10 protein-coding genes are annotated in these 11003 nt (G+C 52.3%); 6 read left to right on the top strand and 4 right to left on the bottom strand.

The genetic code is table 11. The annotated features are described in order from the left end of the window. Positions 1 to 157: 157 nt before the first annotated feature. Positions 158 to 2212 carry a DNA helicase IV gene (gene helD / locus ACRCWW_RS21010; protein WP_438684137.1) on the bottom strand — a complete coding sequence of 685 codons (2055 nt, stop codon included), beginning with the start codon at positions 2210 to 2212 and terminating at the stop codon, positions 158 to 160. 124 nt (positions 2213 to 2336) lie between these two features. Between helD and ACRCWW_RS21005 the strand changes: the two genes are divergently transcribed. Continuing rightward, positions 2337 to 2783, top strand: coding sequence for a YccF domain-containing protein (locus ACRCWW_RS21005; protein WP_438684136.1), 447 nt, complete (start codon positions 2337 to 2339; stop codon positions 2781 to 2783). 17 nt (positions 2784 to 2800) lie between these two features. Then, positions 2801 to 4936 (top strand): YccS family putative transporter, encoded by a 2136-nt coding sequence (gene yccS / locus ACRCWW_RS21000; protein WP_438684135.1) that lies wholly within the window; start codon positions 2801 to 2803, stop codon positions 4934 to 4936. Here the strand turns inward: yccS and ACRCWW_RS20995 are convergent. After that, entirely contained in the window at positions 4924 to 5544 is a 621-nt protein-coding gene (locus tag ACRCWW_RS20995; protein ID WP_438684134.1) for a TfoX/Sxy family DNA transformation protein, read from the bottom strand. The genes yccS and ACRCWW_RS20995 overlap by 13 nt on opposite strands. 216 nt (positions 5545 to 5760) lie before the next feature. On the opposite strand from ACRCWW_RS20995, the gene sulA reads away from it, so the two are divergent. After that, positions 5761 to 6258 carry an SOS-induced cell division inhibitor SulA gene (gene sulA, locus ACRCWW_RS20990; protein ID WP_438684133.1) on the top strand — a complete coding sequence of 166 codons (498 nt, stop codon included), beginning with the start codon at positions 5761 to 5763 and terminating at the stop codon, positions 6256 to 6258. 354 nt (positions 6259 to 6612) lie between these two features. Continuing rightward, the gene (gene ompA, locus ACRCWW_RS20985) at positions 6613 to 7671 is read left to right on the top strand and encodes a porin OmpA (protein ID WP_438684132.1); all 1059 of its coding nucleotides are present in this window, start codon (positions 6613 to 6615) and stop codon (positions 7669 to 7671) included. 63 nt (positions 7672 to 7734) lie between these two features. Here the strand turns inward: ompA and matP are convergent, their stop codons facing one another. Further along, a complete protein-coding gene (gene matP / locus ACRCWW_RS20980) occupies positions 7735 to 8187 on the bottom strand; it encodes a macrodomain Ter protein MatP (protein WP_438684131.1) in 453 nt (150 codons plus the stop codon). A 184-nt stretch (positions 8188 to 8371) separates the two neighbouring features. Here matP and ACRCWW_RS20975 point away from each other — a divergent pair, with 184 nt between their 5' ends. Together ACRCWW_RS20975 and fabA are read left to right on the top strand one after the other, a co-directional pair. Next, positions 8372 to 10129, top strand: coding sequence for an AAA family ATPase (locus ACRCWW_RS20975; protein WP_438684130.1), 1758 nt, complete (start codon positions 8372 to 8374; stop codon positions 10127 to 10129). 69 nt (positions 10130 to 10198) lie between these two features. Beyond that, positions 10199 to 10717, top strand: coding sequence for a bifunctional 3-hydroxydecanoyl-ACP dehydratase/trans-2-decenoyl-ACP isomerase (gene fabA, locus ACRCWW_RS20970; protein WP_097163606.1), 519 nt, complete (start codon positions 10199 to 10201; stop codon positions 10715 to 10717). Between the two features lie 76 nt (positions 10718 to 10793). On the opposite strand, the gene rmf is transcribed toward fabA, so the two are convergent. Next, on the bottom strand, positions 10794 to 10961 hold the full coding sequence (gene rmf / locus ACRCWW_RS20965; protein WP_054179110.1) for a ribosome modulation factor: 168 nt from the start codon (positions 10959 to 10961) through the stop codon (positions 10794 to 10796). Between the last annotated feature and the right edge of the window lie 42 nt (positions 10962 to 11003).

The raw sequence follows: 11003 nt of genomic DNA, 5'->3' as shown, positions 1-11003 counted from the left end.
GCAAAACTGAGAAGAATGCGGGAAAACGTGAAACAATTTATCCTGCCTGAGAAAAGAAAACGGCCCAAAGAAAGGACCGTTCGTATCTCAAAAACCCAGTATCCCGTTCACTCAAAGCATCTTAAGTGAACGGTGTTACTCTGCTGAGGGGATTTTCTTAAGGTTTACGAGCCACCGGGACATCCAGGTGTTTCAGAATATCGACGAACACCGACGGTTGCTGTTTGTTGAACAGTAGCCAGACCCGTTCCCGCGCTCGGGTCATCGCCACATACAGCAAACGCCTTTCTTCTGCGTCCTGGAAGTCTTCCGGCTGAGGCAATAACGCCTGCTCCATGATGGATTCTCGCGCTGGAGCCGGAAACTCATCCAGCCCTTCCTGTAAACCGAGCACGATCGCAAAATCGGCCTGCTGCCCTTTGCTCGCGTGAATGGTCATAAAGTCGATCTGCAATTTCGGCCAGCGGGTTGCGGCCTTCTCCAGCGCAACGGGTTTGAGATGATGATAACGAGCCATGATCAGGATCCGCTGTTCCGGTTTCACAAAGCCGCTTAATTTATCGAGAAGCGCATCCAGTTGATCGTCAGGCAGCAGGGTCACGGCTTTTTTATCACCCACAGAAAGGCTGTTTAGCGGCTTGGCGAGCTGATGCGGGTTTTGCTGAATAAAGCGGTTAGCAATCTCGCCAATTCTGCTGTTGAAGCGGTAAGTGGTGTCCAGGGCACAGCTGTCGCCTTCACCAAAATAGTGTTCAAAGGCCGTGGTTAATGAGAGCTGTGCACCACTGAACCGATAGATAGCCTGCCAGTCATCCCCCACAGCAAACAGCGTGGTTTGCGAGTTTTGCTTGCGCAGGGCTGCAAGAAGTGCCGCTCGCTGCGGGGAGATGTCCTGAAACTCGTCCACCAGAATATGCTTCCAGGGGCTGACAAAACGGCCTTTCTCCAGGACGTTAATGGCCTGATGAATAAGGCCTGAGAAATCAACCGCGCCCTCCTCTTTCAGAGCCGTTTTCCATGCTTTTAACAACGGAGCCATAAGTTTTACGCGCTTACCGAAGAGATCTCGTATCTCTTCCGGGGCGCTTTCGATCATCTCTGCCTGCGAGCCGCCGTGCATCCGCATCAGGCTGACCCAGCGGTCAAGACGAGCGCCGATGCGCCGAACAATTTTCGGGTCGTGCCAGTAATCCTCTTCCGGTACGTCCCAGGCCATTTCTTCTTCAAGCCACTGCCGCCAGCCTTTGGCCTGCGCTTTTTTCTCCTGGCATTGCTGTTGCCAGCATTGGGTCAGCAGCTTTTGACGAGCCTGAGTATCGTTCTCCAGTTTAGTGATAACGGGGACTTTTTTACTGCCCTGCTGAATGATGTGCAGAGCCAGAGCATGGAACGTTTTGGCGCTAATCGCTTCCGTATTGAGGCGTTCGCGGATGCGATCATCCATCTCTTGCGCCGCTTTTCGGCCAAATGCCAGCAGCAAGATTTGGTCGGGAGCCGCTTCACCTCGGGTGAGCAGCCACCCTGCGCGTGCCACCAGCACGGACGTTTTCCCGCTTCCCGCACCGGCCAAAACCAGTAACGAACGTTCACCGTTCACCACCGCTCGTGCCTGAGCGCTATTAAGCGGTGACGATTCAATGTGTTCAAAAAAACCGGAATAGTGGGCAAGCATCGCTTTGGTATAGGCCTGGTTGTGCTTCAACCGGGTGGCGCTGAGATCTTTCAACCACGCCTGACATTGCGCCCAGAGCTCACGGCAATTATCGAAACCTTCAAGGCGACTTACCGGAACCGGCAAGGCTTCGAGGGAAGTGAGAATTTTTTGTTTTAACTGGGCGACGGCTTCACGTGTGAGCCACTTGCCTTCCGCACTGTGGTCAGAAATCACGGCCAGTTGCTGCTGCAACACGCCTGCCGCAATGGCGCTCATTTCGTCGCTCCACTGCTGCCAGCGGGTTTGCAGATGATGATGGAAACGCTGGGTATCAGCCCATTCCGTGCCGTGCAAACGCACAACTTTATCATCGGGAAGCACGAACTCTAGCTCGCCCCAGACCAGCCCGCGCTTACAGTGAATGGCAGCCAGCTGATTAAAAGGGATCAGGTATTCATGACGATCGCCAGAGACTTTCACGCCAGCGTTAAGAAGTTCGACCCGATCGTAGGGATGTTGCGCCATTCGCTTGCCGAGCGCGGTTGCTTTTAGTTCCATGTCTTGCCAAATCCCGGATGTAGACTTATCCATGACAGTGTAACCGCCAGATACCAGGTGCTCCAGCGCAAAAAAACGTTACAATCGTCAGGTCTTCTTTTTCACAGGACTGAACAGAGGTCTTATGCGTACCATTTTGAATATTCTGAATTTTGTATTGGGCGGTTTTGCCACCACCCTCGGCTGGCTCCTTGCAACCGTGGTCAGTGTTGTGCTGATCGTCACCCTGCCTTTAACACGCTCCTGTTGGGAAATCACCCGTCTCTCGCTGTTTCCGTTTGGTAACGAAGCCATTCATGTCGATGAACTTAATCCGAATGAGAAAAGCGCGCTGATGAACACGGGAGGCACACTGCTTAACGTGCTGTGGTTTGTGTTATTTGGCTGGTGGCTGTGCCTGACGCACATCGTCGCTGGTATTGCCCAATGTATTACCATCATCGGCATCCCTGTAGGTATCGCCAACTTCAAGATTGCGGCCATTGCGCTGTGGCCGGTGGGCCGTCGCGTTGTTTCTGTTGAAACCGCCCGTGCCGCGCGTGAAGCCAATGCTCGTCGTCGCTTTCAGTAACGGGAACTGACTGCCGTATGCTAAGTCCCTTATTGCAACGCTATACATGGAACAGTAACTGGCTTTATAACGTCAGGATCTTCATCGCCCTGTGCGGAACGACCGCCGTGCCATGGTGGCTGGGTGAGGTCAAACTGACCATTCCTTTAACGCTGGGCGTGGTCGCCGCAGCGCTTGCCGATCTGGACGACCGCCTGGCTGGCCGCCTGCGTAATCTCGTGATTACCCTGGTTTGCTTCTTTACTGCATCGGCCTCGGTTGAATTGCTCTTCCCGTGGCCGTGGGCCTTCGCGTTAGGGCTGACGCTCTCTACCAGCGGCTTTATTTTACTCGGCGGGCTTGGGCAGCGTTACGCGACCATCGCTTTTGGTGCTTTACTGATAGCCATTTATACGATGCTCGGGGTTTCGCTTTACGAGCACTGGTATCAGCAACCTTTACTGCTGCTGGCAGGCGCCGTGTGGTACAACCTGCTCACGCTTACCGGGCACCTGATCTTTCCCATCCGTCCTTTACAGGACAATCTGGCGCGTAGTTTTGACCAGTTAGCCCATTATCTGGAGCTGAAATCCCGCCTGTTCGACCCCGATATTGAAGACCAGTCACAGGAACCGATTGTCGAGCTGGCTATGGCTAATGGTCAGTTAGTTGCCACATTAAATCAGACCAAAGCGAGCTTATTGACTCGCTTGCGTGGCGATCGCGGCCAACGAGGGACAAGGCGTACTCTGCATTATTATTTTGTGGCGCAGGATATCCATGAGCGAGCCAGCTCATCTCACGTTCAATACCAGCCGTTACGGGATAACTTCCGTTACAGCGACGTCATGTTCCGCTTCCAGCGCCTGCTTTCTATGCAATCCCAGGCCTGTCAGCAGCTCTCCCGCTCGATTCTCCTTCGCAAGCCTTATCAGCACGATCCTCGCTTCGAAAGAGCTTTTGCCCATCTTGATGCGGCACTTGATCGTGTGGCTGCAAGTGGCGGTGATAAAGAACAAGTTAAAGCGTTGGGTTACCTGCTCAATAACCTGCGAGCCATCGACGCTCAGCTGGCGACCATCGAATCAGAACAGCAGTTGGCATTGCCGCAGAGTGAATCGGAAACCCAGCTCGCCGACGACCGTCTGCATGGGTTTAGTGATGTCTGGCTCAGGTTGAGTCGCAATTTTTCACCCGAATCAGCCTTATTCCGCCATGCCGTACGCATGTCGCTGGTGTTGTGCGCGGGCTATGCGTTTATCCAGTTCACCGGGTTAAATCACGGTTACTGGATATTGCTCACCAGCCTGTTTGTTTGCCAACCGAACTACAACGCAACACGCCATCGCCTGGCATTGCGAGTGATCGGCACGTTAATCGGGGTCGCTATCGGGCTGCCGGTTCTGCTGCTGGTACCTTCGGTGGAAGGACAATTGCTGCTGATTGTGGTGACAGGAGTGCTGTTTTTCGCCTTCCGAAATGTCCAGTACGCGCATGCCACCATGTTCATCACCCTGCTGGTATTGTTGTGTTTCAATTTGCTGGGTGAAGGCTTTGAGGTCGCTCTGCCCCGCATTATTGATACGCTCATTGGCTGTGCAATCGCCTGGGCCGCGGTGAGTTTTATCTGGCCAGACTGGAAGTTCCGCAATCTGCCTATCGTGCTTGGCCGGGCGCTGGACGCGAACTGTCGCTATCTTGATGCGATTCTTGAGCAATACCATCAGGGACGGGATAACCGTCTGGCGTATCGAGTTGCGCGACGCGACGCGCATAATCGTGATGCGGAGCTCGCTTCAGTGGTTTCTAATATGTCGACTGAGCCCAGAGCAACCGAAGAAATGCGTGAATCTGCCTTCCGCTTGCTGTGCCTGAACCATACGCTGACCAGCTATATCTCTGCGTTGGGCGCTCATCGGGAAAAGCTCACAAATGCGGACATTCTGGCGCTGCTCGATGATGCCGTCTGTTATGTTGATGACGCTTTTCATCAACGTCCAACGGATGAGCAACGCGTTCAGGCTGCATTAGCAGGCTTAATGCAGCGCATTCGCGATCTCGACCCGGGGACTGAGACTAAAGCCTCGTTGGTGGTTCAACAGATAGGGCTAATGGTTAACCTGCTGCCAGAGATTTGTCGTCTCCAGCAACAGGTATCACCTCACTCGTCGTAGCTTCCTTTACCCGCCAGCAGCATCTCCGCCCATACCTGGAGATACTGTCGGCGGGTTTCAGGAATGATGGCGGCATGCATCCCCAAAATGGCCCCTTCCAGAGCAAACAGCACACTGATGCTTAAATCCTTACGAACGCAGCGCAGCCGATACCAGACGGTAGCGGAACCCAACGCTTTCAGCATTTCAGGATCGTGGATCCCGACTTCATGCAGCAGCATTTCAAGCTGATAAGTAATGTTCGGCAGCTGCTTCATACGCCGCGAGCTGTCCCGCTGCGTTTTCTCATTGCGGGCATCCTGTAAGGATTGCGCCGACTTCTGCAACAGCAGAGGCTGATCGCGCCACAGGCTTTCATCGACCAGATAATAATTCAGTGATACTGGACGCCCCCGCTTGGTTAAGGTCAGCAACCTTTGTGGTGCGACCTCATAGCCCATCTCTTGCTCACAGACCCTTAGGTAAAGTTCTCCGTGTGCCACCATCGCAAAGACCGTATCGTCGATGGAAAGGCTGTAGCCTCCAAACAACGCCCGGTGATGAATACTCCCCAGAGAAGACAAACATTCTTCAGAATCATAGATCCTTTTATAAGTCATATTTTTCATGATTATTTCCTGTAATCATGGCGTTAAAGAGGTGATTTTTATAACGGATCCGTTAATGAGAAACATAGGGAACTTCATATGCAGGGGCAAGATGTTCTTCGCGTCCGCAAAAAGATCTGTACATTTTTGCGAGGCGCTTTCAGAAAATGAGGTTGATCTTTAGGCTCACCAGGTATACTGTATATTCATACAGTAACCCACAGGGCGGGACACATTATGTACACTTCAGGTTATGCAAATCGCAACGCAATGGCTTCTGCAGCCGCAGTTCGTCAGCAACAGCACAGTTCCACTGGGCTTATCAGCGAAGTGCTGTATCGTGAAGATCAGCCAATGATGACCCAGCTACTGTTACTGCCGCTTTTGCAGCAATTGGGTCAGCAGGAACGCTGGCAGCTGTGGTTAACGCCTCAGCAGAAATTAAGTCGCCAATGGGTGCAGGCATCCGGTCTGCCTTTGTCTAAACTCATGCAGGTCAGTCAGATGTCTCCAGGCTCAACGCTCGAAAGCATGGTTCGTGCGCTGCGCACCGGAAACTATAGCGTGGTGATCGGTTGGGTATCAGAAGAATTAACAGAAGAAGATCATCTTCGCCTGGCCAATGCGGCCGAAGAAGGTAACGCGATGGGGTTCATTATGCGACCAGTAAGAACCACTTCTCAGCCATCGAGACAGTTTTCTGGCCTGAAAATTCACTCTGATTTGTATCATTAAGTGAATTTAGGAGTTTTCCTGGTATTTTTTTTGCCCGAACGATAGCCCTTTCATTTGCGGGGTCAATTTTAGCAAGATGCTTGTCTGGTGCGGTTTCCGGCATTTTTTCATGAACAAAAAATCAACATAAATGTTAAATATTGTGTATACAACTCTTTTTTTTTCATATGCCTGACGGAGTTCACACTTGTAAGTTTCCAACTACGTTGTAGACTTTACATCGCCAGGGGTGATCGGCTTAAGCCACAGATATGGCGTACTTATGAATTAGGTCCCGCCCCCGGTGAAGGATTTAACCGTGAACTTCTACATGGATATTCATGGCGATTTTTGGATGATAACGAGGCGCAAAAAATGAAAAAGACATCTATCGCGATTGCAGTGGCACTGGCTGGCTTCGCTACCGTAGCGCAGGCCGCACCGAAAGATAACACCTGGTATGCAGGTGGTAAGCTGGGTTGGTCCCAGTTCCACGATACCGGTTGGTATAACAGCTCCCTGAACAACAACGGCCCAACCCACGAATCCCAGCTTGGCGCTGGTGCTTTCGGTGGTTACCAGGTAAACCCGTATGTTGGTTTCGAAATGGGTTATGACTGGCTGGGTCGTATGCCTTACAAAGGCTCCGTACAGAACGGCGCATTCAAAGCTCAGGGCGTTCAGCTGACTGCTAAACTGGGTTACCCGGTAACTGACGATCTGGACATCTACACCCGTCTGGGCGGCATGGTATGGCGTGCAGACTCCAGCAACAACAACCCAGCTCAGGGCGACAACCACGACACTGGTGTTTCCCCAGTATTCGCTGGCGGCGTTGAGTGGGCAATGACCCGCGACATCGCTACCCGTCTGGAATACCAGTGGGTTAACAACATCGGTGATGCTGGTACCGTTGGCGTACGTCCAGACAACGGCATGCTGAGCTTAGGTGTTTCTTACCGTTTCGGTCAGAACGACGTTGCTCCAGTTGTTGCTCCGGCTCCGGCTCCAGCTCCAGAAGTACAGACCAAGCACTTCACTCTGAAGTCTGACGTTCTGTTCAACTTCAACAAAGCAACGCTGAAACCAGAAGGTCAGCAGGCACTGGATCAGCTGTACACCCAGCTGAGCAACCTGGATCCTAAAGACGGTTCCGTAGTTGTTCTGGGCTTCACCGACCGTATCGGTTCTGACGCCTACAACCAGAAACTGTCTGAGAAACGTGCTCAGTCTGTTGTCGATTACCTCGTATCTAAAGGTATCCCGGCTAACAAGATCTCCCCACGTGGTATGGGCGAATCTAACCCAGTGACAGGTAACACCTGTGACAACGTGAAAGCTCGCGCTGCACTGATCGACTGCCTGAGCCCAGATCGTCGCGTAGAGATCGAAGTTAAAGGCATCAAAGACGTTGTAACTCAGCCACAGGCTTAAGTTCTCGTCTAATAAAAAACCCCGCATTGCGGGGTTTTTTTTATGCTTAATTCACCAAAACTATCATTCTTTTCCCAGCAGAGCCTGCAAATCTTGCTTCAGCGTGGTCATTTTGCTCGCGTATTTCTCTTTATTTTCCGCATCTTCAATCAGTTGCACGACTGTCTCTGAGAGTGTCTTCCCTCTTCGTTGAGCCAAACCTGCCAACCGTTGCCAGACGATGAACTCCAGATCAATAGACTTCTTACGAGTATGCTGATGTTCCGCATTGAAGTGCCGTTTGCGGCGTGCACGGATAGTCTGCTTCATTCTGTTGAACAACGCTGGATTCATGTGCTGATCAATCCACTCATTGACCTGCACGGGTTTGTTCTCGAAGGTCAGCAGAATCTCTACGGCTTCTTGCGCGGCGCTGGTTTCAATGTAGCGAGTGATTAACTCGCCTTCCCGGTGTTTTTTTACCAGGTACTTCCATTTCCAGCCGCTTTCAAGGTTTTCCAGTTGTTGATATTTCATCGCGATCCCAATGTGACCGTGTAACTCATTTCAGGATAACAGGTTTTTGCTGATGTGCTGAGAAGAAATCACCCTCACGGCGTGAGGCTAACCCCTTCCGGAAAGTTGCCCGCTAATCCCCGTGTGCTCACTCTCGCCTTGAGGTATAATCACCCGCTTTACATCTGACTAAAAAACAGCGACTTTGACGATTACTAAACTTTCACAGCGCGATCTTGTCCCCGATCTCGAGGCTTATCAGACGCTGTTTACCCAGCCAGATTTGGCAACCGAAACCGATTCCTTACCCGGCGAACTGCAGGCTCGTCTGCATTATGCGCTGGACCAGTTCCTCTACCCACAAGCCATTTCCGATTATCTGTTGGTGAAGGCACCTGAAGAGCCTGAATACCTCGCGCTGCTGGCTAATGCTACGCGTGAGCTCCGGAAAGTTCCTGACGCGCTTCATGGTGTCCGCTACACGATTCATGGCGCTCAGGTTAGCCAGACAGCCGCCACCAGCCAAACGGATAACTTTGCAAGCCAGGGGCCCGTGATTCAGGCTGACTGGGTTGAAGCAGAACAGCTGTTCGGCTGCGTGCGTCAATTCAATGGCGAAATCTCGCTGCAACCAGGCCTTGTTCATCAGGCTAACGGTGGGGTGTTGATTCTTTCTCTGCGAACGTTGCTTTCACAGCCTCTCCTCTGGATGCGTCTGAAAAACATCGTTTCGCAGCAGCGTTTCGACTGGCTGACCTTCGATGACTCGCGTCCTCTGCCTGTCTCTATCCCTTCCATGCCGTTATCGCTCAAAGTGATGCTGGTCGGGGAGCGAGAATCCCTTGCTGATTTTCAGGAGATGGAACCGGAGTTATGCGAAAAAGCCATCTACAGTGAATATGAAGACAACCTGCAAATTGTCGACGAAGAAGCACTGAAAAGCTGGTGTCAGTGGATATGGCATGTCGCTCGCGGGTTGAATCTTCCCGGTCCGGCAACAGATGCCTGGCCGTTACTCATTCAGGAAGGTGCTCGCTACACCGGCGATCAGCAAACTCTGCCTCTGTGCCCGTTGTGGATTGGCCGCCAGCTGCGCGAAGCGGCAGCTTTCTGTGAAGGTGATGCCTTTATCGCAGAACAACTTGCCACGATGCTCAATCAGCGCCAGTGGCGTGAAGGTTACCTTGCTGAGCGCATGCAGGATGAAATCCTGCTGGAGCAGATCCTCATTGAAACCGAGGGCGAGCAGATTGGCCAGATAAATGCCCTGTCCGTGGTGGAGTTTCCCGGCCACCCTCGTGCATTTGGTGAACCATCGCGTATTAGCTGTGTTGTACACATTGGCGACGGCGAGTTCACCGATATCGAGCGGAAAGCGGAGCTGGGCGGCAACATCCATGCGAAAGGCATGATGATCATGCAGGCCTTTTTGATGGCTGAATTGGGGCTTGAGCAGCAGATTCCGTTCTCAGCGTCTCTGACGTTTGAGCAGTCGTACAGCGAAGTCGATGGGGACAGTGCGTCCATGGCTGAGCTTTGTGCCTTAATCAGTGCCCTTTCCGGTGTGCCGATTAATCAAAGCCTGGCGATTACGGGTTCCGTCGACCAGTTCGGCCGTGTTCAGCCCGTGGGCGGCCTGAATGAAAAAATTGAAGGGTTCTTCGCCATCTGTCAGCAGCGCGGTTTGACGGGCAAGCAAGGGGTCATTATCCCTTCTGCCAACGTGCGTCATCTCAGTCTTGCTCAGGATGTGCAGCAGGCTGTTGAAGCCGGAGAGTTCTCTCTGTGGGCGATTGATGATGTGGCGGATGCCCTGCCATTGTTAACACAATTGGTCTGGGATGAAGAAGGACAGACCACGCTTCTGCAAACCATTCAGGAGCGTATTGCTCAGGCAAATCAGCAGGATACCCGGCATCGTCCGTGGCCACTGCGCTGGCTGGGTTGGTTCCAGTCAAACTGATCGGACTTGTTCAGCGTACACGTGTTAGCTATCCTGCGTCGCGAACTCAAAATAAGGCTTACTGAAAACATGGTAGATAAACGCGAATCCTATACAAAAGAAGACCTTCTTGCCTCCGGTCGCGGTGAACTGTTTGGCGAAAAAGGCCCGCAGCTGCCGTCAGCCAACATGCTGATGATGGACCGTGTCATTAAGATGACCGAAACGGGCGGTAACTTTGATAAAGGCTACGTGGAAGCAGAGCTGGATATCAATCCAGACCTGTGGTTCTTCGGTTGCCATTTCATTGGCGACCCGGTAATGCCTGGCTGCCTCGGCCTGGATGCCATGTGGCAACTGGTTGGTTTCTATCTCGGCTGGCTTGGCGGTGAAGGCAAAGGCCGCGCGCTGGGCGTGGGCGAAGTGAAATTCACGGGTCAAATCCTGCCAACCGCGAAGAAAGTGACTTACCGCATTCACTTCAAACGCGTCATCAACCGTCGTCTGATCCTGGGTATTGCGGATGGCGAAGTACTGGTTGACGGCCACAAGATTTATGAAGCAACCGATCTGAAAGTGGGTCTGTTCCAGGACACTTCTGCGTTCTGATCCGTTGAGTCATCTTCTGACTTAAGAACGGCGAAGCCTCTGCATGCAGAGGCTTCTTTGTTTTAAAGAGACAGCATCAGGCGATTACTGCCCTGTCCTCCATGGCTTCTCGCCAGCCTCCTAGCCAGTGAGACCTTTGATTCAAGGTCTGATAAGGACAGATTTCTTTTGATTTGCCAGCGATGCCAGCCTGGTACCCACGTTGATGTGCCCGTTCCAGGCGATCACGTTTTTGTCTCTTCATGCCTCGTTTCCCTCATTTTTTGATCTGGTGGAAAAGAAAACA

Origin of the sequence: Scandinavium sp., assembly GCF_051650185.1 — a bacterium.
Classification (GTDB): Bacteria; Pseudomonadota; Gammaproteobacteria; order Enterobacterales; family Enterobacteriaceae; genus Scandinavium.
Note: the sequence above shows the minus strand (reverse complement) of the source record. Positions and strands in the feature narration are given on the sequence as shown.

Excerpts from the sequence above, each read along its gene's own strand:
- matP (WP_438684131.1), bottom strand. The coding sequence starts at position 8,187 with ATGAAATATCAACAACTGGAAAACCTTGAAAGCGGCTGGAAATGGAAG.
- ompA (WP_438684132.1), top strand. The coding sequence starts at position 6,613 with ATGAAAAAGACATCTATCGCGATTGCAGTGGCACTGGCTGGCTTCGCT.
- yccS (WP_438684135.1), top strand. The coding sequence starts at position 2,801 with ATGCTAAGTCCCTTATTGCAACGCTATACATGGAACAGTAACTGGCTT.
- rmf (WP_054179110.1), bottom strand. The coding sequence starts at position 10,961 with ATGAAGAGACAAAAACGTGATCGCCTGGAACGGGCACATCAACGTGGG.
- helD (WP_438684137.1), bottom strand. The coding sequence starts at position 2,212 with ATGGAACTAAAAGCAACCGCGCTCGGCAAGCGAATGGCGCAACATCCC.
- ACRCWW_RS20995 (WP_438684134.1), bottom strand. The coding sequence starts at position 5,544 with ATGAAAAATATGACTTATAAAAGGATCTATGATTCTGAAGAATGTTTG.
- sulA (WP_438684133.1), top strand. The coding sequence starts at position 5,761 with ATGTACACTTCAGGTTATGCAAATCGCAACGCAATGGCTTCTGCAGCC.
- ACRCWW_RS21005 (WP_438684136.1), top strand. The coding sequence starts at position 2,337 with ATGCGTACCATTTTGAATATTCTGAATTTTGTATTGGGCGGTTTTGCC.
- fabA (WP_097163606.1), top strand. The coding sequence starts at position 10,199 with ATGGTAGATAAACGCGAATCCTATACAAAAGAAGACCTTCTTGCCTCC.